Source organism: Streptomyces sp. RKAG290 (assembly GCF_023701695.1).
Classification (GTDB): domain Bacteria; phylum Actinomycetota; class Actinomycetes; order Streptomycetales; family Streptomycetaceae; genus Streptomyces.
Genome location: NZ_JAJOZC010000001.1, coordinates 5,998,029 through 6,015,302 on the forward strand (window position 1 = coordinate 5,998,029; position 17,274 = coordinate 6,015,302).

The 17,274-nt window shown below is 65.7% G+C and carries 13 protein-coding genes and 3 rRNA genes; 11 read left to right on the forward strand and 5 right to left on the reverse strand.

Features of this window, described 5'->3' with window-relative positions; translation table 11 throughout:
• The first annotated feature begins 187 nt into the window (after positions 1-187).
• The 3 genes from LNW71_RS26520 to LNW71_RS26530 all read left to right on the forward strand — a co-directional run bounded on the left by LNW71_RS26520 (position 188) and on the right by LNW71_RS26530 (position 2,369).
• Positions 188-1,333 (forward strand): GAF domain-containing sensor histidine kinase, encoded by a 1,146-nt coding sequence (locus tag LNW71_RS26520; protein WP_250970511.1) that lies wholly within the window; start codon positions 188-190, stop codon positions 1,331-1,333.
• On the forward strand, positions 1,326-1,970 hold the full coding sequence (locus tag LNW71_RS26525) for a response regulator transcription factor (protein WP_250970512.1): 645 nt from the start codon (positions 1,326-1,328) through the stop codon (positions 1,968-1,970). The genes LNW71_RS26520 and LNW71_RS26525 overlap by 8 nt, the downstream gene beginning before the upstream one ends.
• A 147-nt stretch (positions 1,971-2,117) precedes the next feature.
• Positions 2,118-2,369: a chaplin gene (locus LNW71_RS26530; protein WP_250970513.1), complete on the forward strand. Its 252-nt coding sequence runs from the start codon at positions 2,118-2,120 to the stop codon at positions 2,367-2,369.
• Between the two features lie 169 nt (positions 2,370-2,538).
• On the opposite strand, the gene LNW71_RS26535 is transcribed toward LNW71_RS26530, so the two are convergent.
• The gene (locus LNW71_RS26535) at positions 2,539-3,318 is read right to left on the reverse strand and encodes a hypothetical protein (protein ID WP_250970514.1); all 780 of its coding nucleotides are present in this window, start codon (positions 3,316-3,318) and stop codon (positions 2,539-2,541) included.
• Positions 3,319-3,516: 198 nt separating this feature from the next.
• On the opposite strand from LNW71_RS26535, the gene LNW71_RS26540 reads away from it, so the two are divergent.
• The 4 genes from LNW71_RS26540 to LNW71_RS26555 all read left to right on the forward strand — a co-directional run bounded on the left by LNW71_RS26540 (position 3,517) and on the right by LNW71_RS26555 (position 6,781).
• Entirely contained in the window at positions 3,517-4,314 is a 798-nt protein-coding gene (locus LNW71_RS26540; protein WP_250970515.1) for an ABC transporter ATP-binding protein, read from the forward strand.
• Positions 4,315-4,436: 122 nt separating this feature from the next.
• Entirely contained in the window at positions 4,437-4,865 is a 429-nt protein-coding gene (locus LNW71_RS26545; RefSeq protein WP_250970516.1) for an NfeD family protein, read from the forward strand.
• Between the two features lie 156 nt (positions 4,866-5,021).
• Positions 5,022-5,951 carry an SPFH domain-containing protein gene (locus tag LNW71_RS26550; protein ID WP_250970517.1) on the forward strand — a complete coding sequence of 310 codons (930 nt, stop codon included), beginning with the start codon at positions 5,022-5,024 and terminating at the stop codon, positions 5,949-5,951.
• A gap of 62 nt (positions 5,952-6,013) precedes the next feature.
• Complete coding sequence (locus LNW71_RS26555) at positions 6,014-6,781, forward strand: sulfite exporter TauE/SafE family protein (RefSeq protein WP_250970518.1); 768 nt, start codon at positions 6,014-6,016, stop codon at positions 6,779-6,781.
• Positions 6,782-6,842: 61 nt separating this feature from the next.
• Here the strand turns inward: LNW71_RS26555 and LNW71_RS26560 are convergent, their stop codons facing one another.
• The 3 genes from LNW71_RS26560 to LNW71_RS26570 form a co-directional block, all read right to left on the reverse strand.
• A complete protein-coding gene (locus LNW71_RS26560; protein WP_250970519.1) occupies positions 6,843-7,349 on the reverse strand; it encodes an HNH endonuclease in 507 nt (168 codons plus the stop codon).
• Positions 7,350-7,487: 138 nt separating this feature from the next.
• On the reverse strand, positions 7,488-8,036 hold the full coding sequence (locus LNW71_RS26565; RefSeq protein ID WP_250970520.1) for a YbhB/YbcL family Raf kinase inhibitor-like protein: 549 nt from the start codon (positions 8,034-8,036) through the stop codon (positions 7,488-7,490).
• Positions 8,037-8,169: 133 nt separating this feature from the next.
• Positions 8,170-8,952, reverse strand: coding sequence for a sporulation protein (locus LNW71_RS26570; protein ID WP_250970521.1), 783 nt, complete (start codon positions 8,950-8,952; stop codon positions 8,170-8,172).
• A 73-nt stretch (positions 8,953-9,025) separates the two neighbouring features.
• Between LNW71_RS26570 and LNW71_RS26575 the strand changes: the two genes are divergently transcribed.
• The 4 genes from LNW71_RS26575 (at position 9,026) to rrf (ending at position 15,441) form a co-directional block, all read left to right on the forward strand.
• Positions 9,026-9,667: a DNA-3-methyladenine glycosylase gene (locus tag LNW71_RS26575; RefSeq protein ID WP_250970522.1), complete on the forward strand. Its 642-nt coding sequence runs from the start codon at positions 9,026-9,028 to the stop codon at positions 9,665-9,667.
• Between the two features lie 589 nt (positions 9,668-10,256).
• Positions 10,257-11,782 (forward strand): 16S ribosomal RNA (locus LNW71_RS26580).
• A 306-nt stretch (positions 11,783-12,088) separates the two neighbouring features.
• Positions 12,089-15,213 (forward strand): 23S ribosomal RNA (locus LNW71_RS26585).
• Positions 15,214-15,325: 112 nt separating this feature from the next.
• A 5S ribosomal RNA gene (rrf, locus tag LNW71_RS26590) occupies positions 15,326-15,441 on the forward strand.
• The 16S, 23S and 5S rRNA genes sit together here, the layout of an rRNA operon.
• Positions 15,442-15,665: 224 nt before the next feature.
• Here the strand turns inward: rrf and LNW71_RS36570 are convergent.
• Positions 15,666-17,246 carry a hypothetical protein gene (locus tag LNW71_RS36570; RefSeq protein WP_308294522.1) on the reverse strand — a complete coding sequence of 527 codons (1,581 nt, stop codon included), beginning with the start codon at positions 17,244-17,246 and terminating at the stop codon, positions 15,666-15,668.
• Positions 17,247-17,274 lie beyond the last annotated feature (28 nt).

Consider the following 17,274-nt stretch of genomic DNA (forward strand, 5'->3'; position numbering starts at 1 on the left):
GCCACGGGCCCGCCCCGGACACCCCCAACCTAGGAACCTCCGCCCACGACGCGCCTCGTTCCCGGGGCGCACCACGGCAAGGCACTTCGACCTAGGGCCGTTCGTCCGGAGGCCCTAGTCCCTGCGCCCTGATCAGGGCCGTCCACAGGCCGATACGGGTCCGGCGGGCCGCCGGTACGGTGAGCCCATGAGTCATCGCCCACCGTCGGGCCTCGCAGCGGTGAGTACCGCGCTCCTCGCCATGAGCCGGCACCTCGAAATGCGGGACGTCCTGAAGACGATCGTCGCCTCGGCCCGCGAACTCCTGGACGCCGAGTACGCGGCGCTCGGGGTTCCCGACGACCACGGCGGCTTCGCCCAGTTCGTCGTCGACGGGGTCAGCGACGAGCAGTGGAAGGCCATCGGCCCGCTTCCCCGGCAGCACGGCATCCTCGCCGCGATGCTCCACGAGGCGAAGCCCGAGCGCCTCGCCGACGTCCGCGAGGACCCGCGTTTCGAGGGCTGGCCGGCCGCCCACCCCGACATGTCCGACTTCCTGGGCCTGCCCATCAGGGACGGCGACGAGATCATCGGCGCCCTCTTCCTCGCCAACAAGCGCTGCCCGAAGCCACAGGGCGGCTGCGGCTTCACCGCCGAGGACGAGGAACTGCTCTCGATCCTCGCCCAGCACGCCGCGATCGCCCTCACCAACGCCCGGCTGTACGAGCGCAGCCGCGAGCTCACCATCGCCGAGGAACGCTCCCGCCTCGCCCACGAGCTGCACGACGCGGTCAGCCAGAAGCTCTTCTCGCTGCGCCTCACCGCCCAGGCGGCGGCCGCCCTCGTGGACCGCGACCCGGCCCGCGCCAAGGGCGAGCTCCAGCAGGTCGCAGCCCTGGCCGCGGAGGCGGTCGACGAACTGCGTGCCGCCGTCGTCGAACTGCGGCCCGCCGCGCTCGACGAGGACGGCCTGATCGCCACCCTCCGTACCCAGATCCAGGTACTGGACCGCGCCCACGAGGCCCGCGTCACCTTCGAGAGCCTGGGCGTGAGGGCGCTGCCCGCCGCTCAGGAGGAGGCACTGCTCCGGGTCTCCCAGGAGGCCCTGCACAACGCCCTGCGCCACTCGGGAGCCGCGCACGTGGACGTCACCCTGGCCCGCAGCGACGCCGGCACGGTGCTGCGGATCACCGACGACGGCCGCGGTTTCGAACCGTCGGCCACCCGCCGGGCCGGCCGGCACCTGGGCCTGGTCTCGATGCGGGACCGCGCGAGCGGTGTCGGCGGAGAACTCACCGTTGAATCGGCGCCCGGCAAGGGCACCACGATCGAGATGGAGGTACCCGGTGGCTGACAGGATCATCAGGGTGCTGCTGGTCGACGACCACCAGGTGGTCCGCCGCGGTCTGCGTACGTTCCTGGAGATCCAGGACGACATAGAGGTCGTGGGGGAGGCCTCAGACGGCGCCGAAGGGGTGGCCAGGACCGAGGAGCTGCGCCCCGACGTGGTGCTGATGGACATCAAGATGCCGGGCACCGACGGCATCGAGGCGCTCCGCAAGCTCCGTGAGCTGGCGAACCCGGCCAAGGTGCTGATCGTCACCAGCTTCACCGAACAGCGCACGGTGGTCCCCGCGCTGCGGGCCGGCGCCTCCGGCTACGTGTACAAGGACGTCGACCCGGACGCACTGGCCGGCGCCATCCGCTCGGTGTACGCGGGACACGTCCTGCTCCAGCCGGAGGTGGCCGGAGCACTGCTCGCCCAGGACGACCCGGGCAGCGGTACGGGCCGGGGGAGCACCCTCACCGAACGGGAGCGGGAAGTGCTGGGCCTGATCGCAGACGGCCGCTCCAACCGGGAGATCGCGCGGGCGCTGGTCCTCTCCGAGAAGACCGTCAAGACGCACGTGTCGAACATCCTGATGAAGCTCGATCTGTCGGACCGCACCCAGGCCGCGCTCTGGGCCGTCCGGCACGGGGCGGCGGGCTGACCGGGAGCCGCAGCGGACCCTTTCCACCGGGCTGAGATTCATACTGTCGGGTGTATGTCACTCGAACGGCGCATCCTCTGTGGCGCCGGGGCGTTCTTCATGGCGTGCTGCGGCGGCTGGCCGCAGCGACGCTAGGAGGATCCTGAAGTGAAGAACCTGAAGAAGGCCGCTGCCGTCACCATGATCGCCGGTGGCCTCATCGCCGCCGGTGCCGGCGCGGCCTCCGCCACCGGGCACAGCAGCGCGGACGCCCGCGGTGTCGCGGCCCACTCCCCGGGCGTGGCCAGCGGCAACCTCGTCCAGGTCCCGGTGCACATCCCGGTGAACGTGGTCGGCAACACCGTCAACGTGATCGGCCTGCTCAACCCGGCCTTCGGCAACCTCGGCCTGAACGGCTGACGCCTCGCACCCTCCGCAATGCCGCCGGCCGACCCGCACCAGGGCCCGCCCGGCGGCATCGCCGCATCCGCATCCCCCCACTCACCTCAAGCCCGCCGGCGATTGGGGGCGGCGTTTCAGCCCGCCCGGCGATCGAGGGCAGAGCGGCCCCCGGCCGCCCGGGGCACCCCTACCGCGCCCGCTCCTCCACATACGCGTTGTACGCGGCAACCTGCGCCCGCCGAGCCACCCGCTCCACCGGCCGCAGCGCATCCCCCCGCGCCGCCATCTCCGACGCGCTCACCGCCCCGCCGGGCCCGTTCTCGTACGCCACCGAGACCAGCAGCCCCACCCGCTGCGCCAGCTCCAGCACCCGCACCGCCCGCGGCGGATATCCCGGAGCGAGCACCTCGCGCCCCCGCTCCGCCCGCGCCCGGTACGCGTCCACCGCCGCCTCGGCCACCGGCCCGGACCCGGCCACGTCGAGCCGCGACAGCACCGCCGTCGCATCCCGCAGCGCCTCGGCGAGCTCCCGCTCCGCCTCGCCCAGCGACGGCACATCCGCCGGCGGGGCCTCCCGCACATCCAGGCAGTGCCACGCCACCTCGACGTGCCGATCCCCGGCGGGCCCCGCCTCGCGCACCTCGGGCACCAGCCCGTACGGCGCACCGTAGGTGACCACCGCCTCCTCGGCCTCCAGCGCCCTGGCATTGAACTCCGCGGGTCCGCTGAGCCCCAGCGGATGACCGGGGACCGGCAGAGCGACCCGGAAACCGGTCACCCCGAACCCCCGCAGCCGCCCCAGCGCGAGGGTGAGACCGACCGGCCCCGCCTCACCCGGCAGCCCCTCGACGCGGTGCACCGCGTCCTCCCCGACAATGGCGAGCGCCGCGTCGTCCGGCGAGACGAGTCCGGCCAGCAGTGCGTTGCCCCAAGCGGCCAGCAGCCCTGAGCGTGGTTCCGAAAGCATGGCAACAGCCTAGGGAACGGACCCGGCACCTGTCCTCACCCTCCCAGGAACCGGTCTCCGGCCGGGCGGGGACCGTACGACAACGGGCGACGACGGGCCCAGCGCCTGAAGCACTCGTGCAGTGGCGTAGGTTTTCCCTGGGAGCTGTGCCCACAGGCACGCGACGATCTCGAAACTGCATGGGGAGACAACGCGCTCATGAGCGATGTACTGGAGCTGGTGGACGTATCCGTGGTCCGCGACGGACGCGCTCTGGTGGACGACGTCTCCTGGTCGGTCAAGGAGGGGGAGCGCTGGGTCATCCTCGGCCCGAACGGCGCCGGCAAGACCACGCTCCTCAACGTCGCGTCCAGCTACCTCTTCCCGACCAAGGGCAGCGCCACGGTCCTGGGCGAACTGCTCGGCGGCGTCGGCACCGACGTCTTCGACCTGCGCCCCCGCATCGGTATCGCGGGCGTCGCCATGGCGGAGAAGCTTCCCAAGCGCCAGACGGTCCTGCAGACGGTGCTCACCGCCGCCTACGGCATGACCGCCACCTGGAACGAGAACTACGACAAGGTCGACGAGGACCGCGCCCGCGCCTTCCTCGACCGGCTCGGCATGACCGACTACCTCGACCGGAAGTTCGGCACCCTCTCCGAGGGCGAGCGCAAGCGCACCCTGATCGCCCGCGCGATGATGACCGACCCCGAACTGCTGCTCCTGGACGAGCCCGCGGCCGGTCTCGACCTCGGCGGCCGCGAGGACCTGGTCCGCCGTCTCGGCCGGCTGGCCCGCGACCCGTACGCCCCCTCCATGATCATGGTCACGCACCATGTCGAGGAGATCGCGCCCGGCTTCACCCACGTCCTGATGATCCGCCAGGGCAAGGTGCTCGCCGCGGGCCCCATGGAGACCGAGCTCAGCTCCCGCAACCTCTCCCTCTGCTTCGGGCTGCCGCTCGTCGTCGAGCACACCGGCGACCGCTACACCGCCCGCGGACTGCCGCTCTCCTAGGGCTCTCGTTCGGAAGGCCTGATCCGAACGAAAGGCCCCAGGGCCGTTCGGCCGCCGCCCGCCTCAACCCCCGTCCGCCCGCGCCCTGTCGGCGAAGGCGTTCGCGGTCATACGATGACCACGTGGAAATCGATGCGTGGGTGTGGTGGCTGATCGGCGCGGTGGGGCTGGGCATCCCGCTCGTCCTGACCGCCATGCCCGAGTTCGGCATGTTCGCCGTCGGAGCGGTCGGCGCGGCGGTCGTCGCGGCACTCGGCGGCGGAATCGTGGCCCAGGTACTGGTCTTCGTCGTCATCTCGGTGGCGTTGATCGCCGTCGTCCGCCCGATCGCCAACCGGCATCGCGCCGGCCGGCCGCATCTGGCCACCGGCATCGACGCGCTGAAGGGCCGTCAAGCCGTCGTTCTGGAACGGGTCACCGGTGACGGCGGCCGCATCAAACTGGCCGGAGAGATCTGGTCGGCGCGCGCCCTCGACGCGGAACTGAGCTACGAACCAGGCCAACAGGTCGATGTCGTCGACATCGACGGAGCGACGGCCGTCGTCATGTGACCGAACTGCCCACGCGACGGCACCCGTTCTGTCAGACTCGATGTCGATCATCATGAGAACCGGACGGTACGACAACCGGCCCGGACCACGGACCCTCATACGATCTCGACCTCGATCATCGCGATCCGTCGGCAACCGAAGGACACGAGGAACACGATGCAACCGATCATCATCGTCCTGATCATTCTGGTGGTGCTCGTCTTCATCGCTCTGATCAAGACGATCCAGGTGATCCCACAGGCCAGCGCCGCCATCGTGGAGCGTTTCGGCCGGTACACCCGCACCCTCAACGCAGGCCTGAACATCGTCGTTCCGTTCATCGACTCGATCCGCAACCGGATCGACCTGCGTGAACAGGTCGTCCCCTTCCCGCCGCAGCCGGTGATCACGCAGGACAACCTGGTGGTCAACATCGACACCGTCATCTACTACCAGGTGACCGACGCCCGCGCGGCCACGTACGAAGTCGCCAGCTACATCCAGGCCATCGAGCAGCTCACCGTCACCACCCTCCGCAACATCATCGGCGGCATGGACCTGGAACGGACCCTCACCTCCCGCGAGGAGATCAACGCGGCCCTGCGCGGAGTCCTCGACGAGGCCACCGGCAAGTGGGGCATCCGCGTCAACCGCGTCGAGCTCAAGGCGATCGAGCCGCCCACCTCCATCCAGGACTCGATGGAGAAGCAGATGCGCGCCGACCGTGACAAGCGCGCCGCGATCCTCCAGGCCGAAGGAACACGGCAGTCCGCGATCCTCACCGCGGAGGGCGAGAAGCAGTCCGCGATCCTGCGAGCCGAGGGCGAGGCCAAGGCGGCCGCCCTGCGCGCGGAGGGCGAGGCCCAGGCCGTCCGTACAGTCTTCGAGGCGATCCACGCCGGCGACCCGGACCAGAAGCTCCTCTCGTACCAGTACCTCCAGATGCTCCCGAAGATCGCCGAGGGCGACGCCAACAAGCTCTGGATCGTGCCCAGCGAGATCGGCGACGCCCTCAAGGGCCTCAGCGGCGCCTTCGGGAACCTCGGCACCGGCATGCCCGGCTTCAACACCGGCAAGGAACGCCGCGAGGAACCCCCGGTCGACTGACCCGCACACCCCCTCGGGCATGATCGGTGCACCAAACACCGATCATGCGCGGGGGATTCGGAATGACCATCTGGGAGATGCTCGCGGTCTTCGTCGCGGGCATCAGCGCCGGCACGATCAACACGATCGTGGGCTCGGGCACGCTGATCACCTTCCCGGTGCTGCTCGCCACCGGTCTGCCCCCGGTCACCGCGACCGTCTCCAACGCACTCGGCCTGATCCCCGGCTCCATCAGCGGCGCGATCGGCTACCGCAAGGAGCTCGAAGGCCAGCGGCCGCGCGTCCTCAAACTCGCCGTCGGCGCCCTCATCGGCGGTCTGACCGGCGCCACCCTGCTGCTCGCGCTGCCCTCCACGGCCTTCGAGACCATCGTGCCGATCCTGGTCGCCATGGCCCTCGTCCTGGTCATCCTGCAACCACGCATCAGCAAAGCGGTCCAGCGCCGGCGCGGACGCACCGGCATCCCGGCCCGTCCCGACGGCGGCCCGCTGCTCTTCGTCGGACTGATGCTCGCCAGTGTCTACGGCGGCTACTTCACCGCCGCCCAGGGGATCATCTACCTCTCCCTGATGGGCATGCTGCTCGACGACACCATGCAGCGCCTCAACGCCGTGAAGAACGTCCTGGCCGCCGTCGTCAACAGCGTCGCCGCGCTCTTCTTCCTCTTCGTCGCGGACTTCGACTGGACGGCCGTCGTACTGATCGCGGTCGGCTCCGCACTGGGCGGCCAGATCGGCGCCACGGTCGGCCGCCGGCTGAGCCCCAGCATTCTGCGCGCGCTCATCGTCACCGTCGGCACGGTCGCCATCGTCCAGCTGCTGCTCCGCTGACGCACGGAAGCCCGCCTCCCCACGGAGACGGGCCTCGGGTACGTCACCAGGCGTACGGCACCTACGCCGCGGACTGGGCCAGCCATTCCGGCAGCGCCGACCGGTCACCGGCACCCAGCGCCAGCAGCATCGCATCCGCCGGGGTGGGCACGAACGGCTGCCGCAGCAGCGGCATCCCCGCCTGCTCCGGCGTACGGGCCGCCTTGCGGTGGTTGTCCTCGGCGCAGGAGGCCACCGTGTTGAGCCAGGTGTCCTGACCCCCCTGAGCCCGCGGCACCACGTGGTCGACGGTGCTCGCCCGCCGCCCGCAGTACGCGCACCGGTGCTGGTCCCGTATCAGCACGCCCCTTCTGGACCACGGAGCCTGTCTTCGGAACGGCACGCGTACGTACCGGCAGAGCCTGATCACGCGGGGCACCGGAATGTCCACGGCGGCACCACGCATACGGAGGCCGGGGTGCGACTGCTCGACGACGGCCTTGTCCTGCAGAATCAGCACCACCGCACGGTTCAGCGTCACCGTCGACAGCGGCTCGAAGCTCGCATTCAGCACCAGCGTGTCCCGCATCCCGCCCACCTCCCGTGTGCCGCCTGCCTCCTGGCAGGCCCGGATCAACTCTGGCCGGGCAGGCCGTGATGGACAACGCAATAAAAAATGCCCTGCCCTGATCTCTCCAAGACCAGGGCAGGGCAAACAGGGGTGGAACTATCGACTTTGCGCGCTCTCTGCGGGCTCCGCGTACTCACCGATCAGCTGGGCACGGCCGAGCGTGTGGAACCGCAGGTTGAAACCGACGACCGCGGGCGACACGTCGCTGTCGATACCGAGCTTCTCGCTGTCCACCGCGTACACGGTGAACACATAGCGGTGGTTCTCGCCGGGCGGCGGCGCGGCACCGCCGAATTCCTTCGACCCGTAGTCGTTACGGACCTGCACGGCGCCCGCGGGCAGCCCTTCGAACCTGCCGCTGCCCGCACCCGCCGGGAGCTCCGTGACCGACGCCGGGATGTCGAAGACCACCCAGTGCCAGAACCCGCTGCCCGTCGGGGCATCCGGGTCGAAGCACGTCACGGCGAAACTCTTCGTCCCGGCCGGGAACTCCTCCCACCGCAGCTGCGGCGAGGTGTTCCCCGCCGCGAGCACCTGTGCATCCGCAAGCACGGCCCCCGGGGCGACGTCCTCGCTCACCACGGTGAACGAGGGGACCTCGGGATGGAAGTCGTGCGGCAACGGGGCCCTCTTCGGCTCGGTCACGTCAGCACCTCTCCTGGATCGGTTGCAGGTCTCCCACCGACCCTAAGGGCTCTTCCGTGATCCCTTGCGGGCGCACGCGCACAGCTGTGTGGATCATGTCGGGCTCGCGGCGCCCGAACCGCACGAGGAGACGCTAGAGCCAGTTGCGCTGGCCGCCGACCTGGGCGAGCCACTGGTTCAGATACGCCGCCCAGTCGGTCCCCTGGTAGTCGTTCAGCCCCACCTTGAAGGCGCGGTAGGAGTCGCTGCCCTCACTGAAGAGACCCGGCTTCTTGTCCATCTCCACCACGACGTCCATCTCGCGGTCGTCCGCGACGAACGTCAGCTCGACCTGGTTCAGCCCCCGGTACTGCGACGGCGGGAAGAACTCGATCTCCTGGTAGAAGGGCAGCCGCTGACGCGTGCCGCGGATGTGGCCGCGCTCCATGTCCGCGCTGCGGAAGCCGAAGCCCAGCTGCCCGAAGGCGTCCAGGATGGCCTGCTGGGCCGGCAGCGGGTGCACGTTGATGGGGTCCAGGTCGCCCGAGTCCAGAGCCCGCGCGATCTCCAGCTCCGTGGTCACCCCGATGTTCATGCCGTGCAGGTTCTGGCCCGCGAACATCGTGATCGGCGTCTCCCACGGGATCTCGAGCCCGAACGGCACGACGTGCACCGCACCCGCCCGCACCTCGAACGCGCCGCCCAGCCGCAGCTTGGTGAACTCGATGTCCTGCTTGGTCTCCTGGTCCTGGCCCTCGACCTCGACCCTGGCCTGCAGACCGACGGAGAGTCCCTCGACCTGCTGGTCCACGGATCCGCCCTGGATCCGCACCTCGCCCTGGACAACCCCACCCGGTACGACGTTGAGCTCGGTCAGCTCCGTCTCCACCGAAGCACCACCGGCGCCCATGCTCGCGAGCAGTCGCTTGAAGCCCATGTTCTCTCCTCCTTGGTCCTGACCCCTACATACGCGCCATGACCGTAGTCGGTTCCCGGTAACCTCGAACGTCATGATCGATGGCCAGGACCGTACGCCGCTGACGCGGGACTTCTTCGACCGCCCCGTACTGGACGTGGCACCGGATCTGCTGGGCCGGACCCTGGTCCGCAGTACGCCCGACGGTCCCATCGAACTGCGCCTCACCGAGGTGGAGGCGTACGCGGGGGAGATCGACCCCGGATCACACGCGTTCCGCGGCCGGACCCCCCGCAACGGCGTGATGTTCGGACCGCCCGGTCACGCGTACGTCTACTTCACCTACGGCATGTGGCACTGTCTCAACCTGGTGTGCGGACCGGAAGGGATGGCGAGCGGTGTGCTGCTCAGGGCCGGCGACATCCGCAGGGGCGCCGACCTCACCCGTAAACGTCGAGTCTCGGCCCGCAATGACCGAGAACTGGCCAAAGGGCCGGCCCGCCTCGCGACGGCGCTCGATGTCGACCGGGCGCTCGACGGCACCGACGCGATCGCGCATCGAGGTGCGGAACTCTCCCTGCTGCACGGCACCCCGCCACCCCTCGACCAGGTACGCAACGGTCCGCGGACCGGGGTGGGCGGTGACGGGGCCACTCACCCGTGGCGTTTCTGGATCGACGGAGACCCCACGGTGAGCCCGTACCGGGCACACGCTCCACGCCGTCGGTCAACTTGACTCGCCCTGGAGCGGCCCCTAATGTAGTCCGAGCCGCTTGAGACGGGTACAGCCAAAGGTTCGGTCCATCGGATCGAATGCCGGGCAACTCGAAGCGGCCAACCACTACTACGACTCACCTCACAAGGTGCGAATTTCGGCATGCCGAAATTCTGCCCACTGACTCGATTATGAGTCACCGGGGGAATCGGCTAAAGTAGTGAACACGCCGAAAGGGAAAGCGCGAAAGTGAATTCCCCGAAAGCAATCCAGTAAGAATCCCGCTTCGACCGGGAATCGGACACGAAAGAGTCTGATAGAGTCGGAAACGCAAGACCGAAGGGAAGCGCCCGGAGGAAAGTCGCAGAAAATGTTCTGCGGTGAGTACAAAGAAAGCGTCCGTTCCTTGAGAACTCAACAGCGTGCCAAAAGTCAACGCCAGATATGTTGATACCCCGACCTGCTTCGGCAGGTTCGAGGTTCCTTTGAAAGTCCTGCGAGGTCACTGACCTGGCAGGCAATGCACATAGCGAGGACACAGTGGACGGTCGGTCTTATTCCGACTTGATCGTTCCGCTCTCGTGTGTGTGATCCCGATTACGGGAAAACATTCACGGAGAGTTTGATCCTGGCTCAGGACGAACGCTGGCGGCGTGCTTAACACATGCAAGTCGAACGATGAAGCCCTTCGGGGTGGATTAGTGGCGAACGGGTGAGTAACACGTGGGCAATCTGCCCTTCACTCTGGGACAAGCCCTGGAAACGGGGTCTAATACCGGATAATACTTTCCCTCTCATGGGGGAAGGTTAAAAGCTCCGGCGGTGAAGGATGAGCCCGCGGCCTATCAGCTAGTTGGTGGGGTAATGGCCTACCAAGGCGACGACGGGTAGCCGGCCTGAGAGGGCGACCGGCCACACTGGGACTGAGACACGGCCCAGACTCCTACGGGAGGCAGCAGTGGGGAATATTGCACAATGGGCGAAAGCCTGATGCAGCGACGCCGCGTGAGGGATGACGGCCTTCGGGTTGTAAACCTCTTTCAGCAGGGAAGAAGCGAAAGTGACGGTACCTGCAGAAGAAGCGCCGGCTAACTACGTGCCAGCAGCCGCGGTAATACGTAGGGCGCAAGCGTTGTCCGGAATTATTGGGCGTAAAGAGCTCGTAGGCGGCTTGTTGCGTCGGTTGTGAAAGCCCGGGGCTTAACCCCGGGTCTGCAGTCGATACGGGCAGGCTAGAGTGTGGTAGGGGAGATCGGAATTCCTGGTGTAGCGGTGAAATGCGCAGATATCAGGAGGAACACCGGTGGCGAAGGCGGATCTCTGGGCCATTACTGACGCTGAGGAGCGAAAGCGTGGGGAGCGAACAGGATTAGATACCCTGGTAGTCCACGCCGTAAACGTTGGGAACTAGGTGTTGGCGACATTCCACGTCGTCGGTGCCGCAGCTAACGCATTAAGTTCCCCGCCTGGGGAGTACGGCCGCAAGGCTAAAACTCAAAGGAATTGACGGGGGCCCGCACAAGCAGCGGAGCATGTGGCTTAATTCGACGCAACGCGAAGAACCTTACCAAGGCTTGACATACACCGGAAAGCATCAGAGATGGTGCCCCCCTTGTGGTCGGTGTACAGGTGGTGCATGGCTGTCGTCAGCTCGTGTCGTGAGATGTTGGGTTAAGTCCCGCAACGAGCGCAACCCTTGTTCTGTGTTGCCAGCATGCCCTTCGGGGTGATGGGGACTCACAGGAGACTGCCGGGGTCAACTCGGAGGAAGGTGGGGACGACGTCAAGTCATCATGCCCCTTATGTCTTGGGCTGCACACGTGCTACAATGGCCGGTACAATGAGCTGCGATGCCGCGAGGCGGAGCGAATCTCAAAAAGCCGGTCTCAGTTCGGATTGGGGTCTGCAACTCGACCCCATGAAGTCGGAGTTGCTAGTAATCGCAGATCAGCATTGCTGCGGTGAATACGTTCCCGGGCCTTGTACACACCGCCCGTCACGTCACGAAAGTCGGTAACACCCGAAGCCGGTGGCCCAACCCCTTGTGGGAGGGAGCTGTCGAAGGTGGGACTGGCGATTGGGACGAAGTCGTAACAAGGTAGCCGTACCGGAAGGTGCGGCTGGATCACCTCCTTTCTAAGGAGCATCTAGATTCCGCAAGGAATCGAGAGCCACTTCGTCGACAAATGTTCGACGGTGGTCAGCTCATGGGTGGAACGTTGACTATTCAGCACCTGGGGTTCAACCGGGTCGTAAGTACTGCTCTTCGGAGCGTGGAAAACGAACCGAGTGAATTCGAGGTGCTGGGCACGCTGTTGGGTGTCTGAAGGTATGGCCGCAAGGTCGCCTTCAAACGCCGGCCCCAGTGAACTCGCCTGTAAGGGCGGGGTGATGGGTGGCTGGTCGTTGCTTGAGAACTGCACAGTGGACGCGAGCATCTGTGGCCAAGTTTTTAAGGGCGCACGGTGGATGCCTTGGCACCAGGAACCGATGAAGGACGTGGGAGGCCACGATAGGCCCCGGGGAGCTGTCAACCAAGCTTTGATCCGGGGGTGTCCGAATGGGGAAACCCGGCAGTCGTCATGGGCTGTCACCCGCTGCTGAACACATAGGCAGTGTGGAGGGAACGAGGGGAAGTGAAACATCTCAGTACCCTCAGGAAGAGAAAACAACCGTGATTCCGGGAGTAGTGGCGAGCGAAACTGGATCAGGCCAAACCGTATGCGTGTGATACCCGGCAGGGGTTGCGCATGCGGGGTTGTGGGATCTCTTTTTCACGGTCTGCCGGCTGTGAGACGAGTCAGAAACCGTTGATGTAGGCGAAGGACATGCGAAAGGTCCGGCGTAGAGGGTAAGACCCCCGTAGCTGAAACATTAACGGCTCGTTTAAGAGACACCCAAGTAGCACGGGGCCCGAGAAATCCCGTGTGAATCTGGCGGGACCACCCGTTAAGCCTAAATATTCCCTGGTGACCGATAGCGGATAGTACCGTGAGGGAATGGTGAAAAGTACCGCGGGAGCGGAGTGAAATAGTACCTGAAACCGTGTGCCTACAAGCCGTGGGAGCGTCGCGCATCGAGCTTGCTCGGTGCGTCGTGACTGCGTGCCTTTTGAAGAATGAGCCTGCGAGTTTGCGGTGTGTTGCGAGGTTAACCCGTGTGGGGAAGCCGTAGCGAAAGCGAGTCCGAATAGGGCGATTTAGTAGCGCGCTCAAGACCCGAAGCGGAGTGATCTAGCCATGGGCAGGTTGAAGCGGAGGTAAGACTTCGTGGAGGACCGAACCCACCAGGGTTGAAAACCTGGGGGATGACCTGTGGTTAGGGGTGAAAGGCCAATCAAACTCCGTGATAGCTGGTTCTCCCCGAAATGCATTTAGGTGCAGCGTCGTGTGTTTCTTGCCGGAGGTAGAGCACTGGATAGGCGATGGGCCCTACCGGGTTACTGACCTTAGCCAAACTCCGAATGCCGGTAAGTGAGAGCACGGCAGTGAGACTGTGGGGGATAAGCTCCATGGTCGAGAGGGAAACAGCCCAGAGCATCGACTAAGGCCCCTAAGCGTACGCTAAGTGGGAAAGGATGTGGAGTCGCAGAGACAACCAGGAGGTTGGCTTAGAAGCAGCCACCCTTGAAAGAGTGCGTAATAGCTCACTGGTCAAGTGATTCCGCGCCGACAATGTAGCGGGGCTCAAGCGTACCGCCGAAGTCGTGTCATTCATACACATATCCCCAACGGGAGTATGGATGGGTAGGGGAGCGTCGTGTGCCGAGTGAAGCAGCCGCGGAAGCGAGTTGTGGACGGTTCACGAGTGAGAATGCAGGCATGAGTAGCGATACACACGTGAGAAACGTGTGCGCCGATTGACTAAGGGTTCCTGGGTCAAGCTGATCTGCCCAGGGTAAGTCGGGACCTAAGGCGAGGCCGACAGGCGTAGTCGATGGACAACCGGTTGATATTCCGGTACCCGCTTTGAAACGCCCAATACTGAATCAGGCGATGCTAAGTCCGTGAAGCCGGCCCGATCTCTTCGGAGTTGAGGGTAGTGGTGGAGCCGACGAACCAGACTTGTACTAGGTAAGCGATGGGGTGACGCAGGAAGGTAGTCCAGCCCGGGCGGTGGTAGTCCCGGGGTAAGGGTGTAGGCCGTGTGGTAGGTAAATCCGTCACACATTAAGGCTGAGACCTGATGCCGAGCCGATTGTGGTGAAGTGGATGATCCTATGCTGTCGAGAAAAGCCTCTAGCGAGTTTCATGGCGGCCCGTACCCTAAACCGACTCAGGTGGTCAGGTAGAGAATACCGAGGCGTTCGGGTGAACTATGGTTAAGGAACTCGGCAAAATGCCCCCGTAACTTCGGGAGAAGGGGGGCCATCACTGGTGATTGGATTTACTCCATGAGCTGGGGGTGGCCGCAGAGACCAGCGAGAAGCGACTGTTTACTAAAAACACAGGTCCGTGCGAAGCCGTAAGGCGATGTATACGGACTGACGCCTGCCCGGTGCTGGAACGTTAAGGGGACCGGTTAGCTGACTTTCGGGTCGGCGAAGCTGAGAACTTAAGCGCCAGTAAACGGCGGTGGTAACTATAACCATCCTAAGGTAGCGAAATTCCTTGTCGGGTAAGTTCCGACCTGCACGAATGGCGTAACGACTTCTCGACTGTCTCAACCATAGGCCCGGTGAAATTGCACTACGAGTAAAGATGCTCGTTTCGCGCAGCAGGACGGAAAGACCCCGGGACCTTTACTATAGTTTGATATTGGTGTTCGGTTCGGCTTGTGTAGGATAGGTGGGAGACTTTGAAGCGGCCACGCCAGTGGTTGTGGAGTCGTCGTTGAAATACCACTCTGGTCGTGCTGGATGTCTAACCTGGGTCCGTGATCCGGATCAGGGACAGTGTCTGATGGGTAGTTTAACTGGGGCGGTTGCCTCCTAAAGAGTAACGGAGGCGCCCAAAGGTTCCCTCAGCCTGGTTGGCAATCAGGTGTTGAGTGTAAGTGCACAAGGGAGCTTGACTGTGAGACCGACGGGTCGAGCAGGGACGAAAGTCGGGACTAGTGATCCGGCAGTGGCTTGTGGAAGCGCTGTCGCTCAACGGATAAAAGGTACCCCGGGGATAACAGGCTGATCTTCCCCAAGAGTCCATATCGACGGGATGGTTTGGCACCTCGATGTCGGCTCGTCGCATCCTGGGGCTGGAGTCGGTCCCAAGGGTTGGGCTGTTCGCCCATTAAAGCGGTACGCGAGCTGGGTTTAGAACGTCGTGAGACAGTTCGGTCCCTATCCGCTGTGCGCGTAGGAATATTGAGAAGGGCTGTCCCTAGTACGAGAGGACCGGGACGGACGAACCTCTGGTGTGCCAGTTGTCCTGCCAAGGGCATGGCTGGTTGGCTACGTTCGGAAAGGATAACCGCTGAAAGCATCTAAGCGGGAAGCCTGCTTCGAGATGAGTATTCCCACCCTCTTGAGGGGTTAAGGCTCCCAGTAGACGACTGGGTTGATAGGCCAGATGTGGAAGCCCGGTAACGGGTGGAGCTGACTGGTACTAATAGGCCGAGGGCTTGTCCTCAGTTGCTCGCGTCCACTGTGTTGTTCCCGGGTTGCGAACAGTTATCGCACCGGTTGAACAGCTTCACTAACTTAATTGAAAAGTGTGCTTGTTCGCTAGAACCCGATAGGGTTTCGGTGGTCATTGCGTTAGGGAAACGCCCGGTTACATTCCGAACCCGGAAGCTAAGCCTTTCAGCGCCGATGGTACTGCAGGGGGACCCTGTGGGAGAGTAGGACGCCGCCGAACAATCTTTGAAGGACCCTTGGTCCCAGCGTTCAACGCTGGGACCAAGGGTCCTTTTTGTTTTGTCGAAGCGCGTCGGATGTCCGGCTGCGCGAGAATGTCTGTAGTACCCGATGACAGGAGCACCACCGATGTCCACCAACTCTCCCGACGATCGTTCGGAGCGCGAGCCGCACCGCCGGGACGGCGGTGACCGGGGCGGCGTCAGCGGTGGTCGTGACGACCGGTCAGGCGGCCAGCGTCGGGACAACGACCGAGGTGGAAGCCGGCGTGACGACAGCCGGCCCACCCACAGCGGCGGTCCTCGTCGCGATGACAGTCGCCCCTCCAGCAGTGGTGGCGGCGGTTTCCGCCGTGACGACAACCGCGGCGGCGACCGGGACCGTGCCCCGCGGCGCGACGACAGCCGTGGCGGCTCGTCCGGTGGTGGTTTCCGCCGTGATGACAGCCGTGGTGGTTCGAGCGGTGGGGGTTTCCGCCGTGACGACCGGGGTGGTTCTGGCTCCTCCGGTGGTGGCTTCCGTCGCGACGACCGGGGCAGCTCCGGTTCGTCCGGTGGTGGGTTCCGTCGTGATGACCGTGGTGGTTCCGGTTCGTCCGGTGGTGGGTTCCGTCGTGATGACCGGGCTCCGCGTCGTGATGATGACCGTGGTGGGCGTTCCGGTGGTGGTTTCGAGCGGCGCGATGACCGGCCGCGTGGCCCCCGTCGCGACGACGACAGCCGTGGCGGCAGCACCGGCGGCGGTTTCCGCCGCGACGATAGCCGTGGTGGCTCTTCCGGCGGTGGCGGCGGCTTCCGCCGCGACGACAACCGCGGCGGTTCCTCCGGTGGTGGCTTCCGTCGCGACGACCGTGGTGGCTCCGGTTCTGCCGGTGGTGAGTTCCGTCGTGATGACCGGGGTGGCTCGGGTTCGTCCGGTGGTGGGTTCCGTCGTGATGACCGAGCTCCGCGTCGTGATGATGACCGTGGTGGGCGTTCCGGTGGTGGCTTCGAGCGGCGCGATGACCGGCCGCGTGGCCCCCGTCGCGACGACGACAACCGTGGCGGCAGCACCGGCGGCGGCTTCCGCCGCGACGATAGCCGTGGTGGCTCTTCCGGCGGTGGCGGCGGCTTCCGCCGCGACGACAACCGCGGCGGTTCCTCCGGTGGCGGTTTCCGTCGTGATGACCGGGGCGGTTCTGGCTCGTCCGGTGGTGGGTTCCGTCGTGATGACCGGGCTCCGCGTCGTGATGATGACCGTGGTGGGCGTTCCGGTGGTGGCTTCGAGCGGCGTGACGACGGGCCGCGTGGCCCCCGTCGCGACGACGACAGCCGTGGTGGCAGCACCGGCGGCGGTTTCCGCCGCGATGACAGCCGTTCCTCCAGCAGTGGCGGCGGCTTCCGACGCGACGACAACCGCGGCGGCGACCGGGACCGTGCCCCGCGGCGCGACGACAACCGTGGCGGCTCCTCCGGCGGCGGTTTCCGCCGTGATGACAGCCGTGGTGGTTCCAGCGGTGGTGGCTTCCGGCGCGATGACAGCCGTGGTGGCTCCTCCGGCGGCGGTTTCCGCCGTGATGACAGCCGTGGTGGTTCCAGCGGTGGCGGTTTCCGGCGCGATGACAGCCGTGGTGGCTCCTCCGGTGGTGGCTTCCGGCGCGATGACAGCCGTGGCGGTTCCAGCGGTGGCGGCTTCCGCGGTCGGCGGGACGAAGGCGACCGGGGCGGCTACCGCGGCCGCGACGACCGTGGTGGGTACGAGCGTCGGGACGAGCGCGAGCGTGAGCCGATCAAGCGCCTGCCCATCCCCGACGAGGTCACCGGTCACGAGATCGACAAGGACGTCCGGCAGGAGC

Excerpts from the sequence above, each read along its gene's own strand:
- LNW71_RS26520 (WP_250970511.1), top strand. The coding sequence starts at position 188 with ATGAGTCATCGCCCACCGTCGGGCCTCGCAGCGGTGAGTACCGCGCTC.
- LNW71_RS26535 (WP_250970514.1), bottom strand. The coding sequence starts at position 3,318 with ATGCTTTCGGAACCACGCTCAGGGCTGCTGGCCGCTTGGGGCAACGCA.
- LNW71_RS26540 (WP_250970515.1), top strand. The coding sequence starts at position 3,517 with ATGAGCGATGTACTGGAGCTGGTGGACGTATCCGTGGTCCGCGACGGA.
- LNW71_RS26550 (WP_250970517.1), top strand. The coding sequence starts at position 5,022 with ATGCAACCGATCATCATCGTCCTGATCATTCTGGTGGTGCTCGTCTTC.
- LNW71_RS26555 (WP_250970518.1), top strand. The coding sequence starts at position 6,014 with ATGACCATCTGGGAGATGCTCGCGGTCTTCGTCGCGGGCATCAGCGCC.
- LNW71_RS26560 (WP_250970519.1), bottom strand. The coding sequence starts at position 7,349 with ATGCGGGACACGCTGGTGCTGAATGCGAGCTTCGAGCCGCTGTCGACG.
- LNW71_RS26570 (WP_250970521.1), bottom strand. The coding sequence starts at position 8,952 with ATGGGCTTCAAGCGACTGCTCGCGAGCATGGGCGCCGGTGGTGCTTCG.
- LNW71_RS26575 (WP_250970522.1), top strand. The coding sequence starts at position 9,026 with ATGATCGATGGCCAGGACCGTACGCCGCTGACGCGGGACTTCTTCGAC.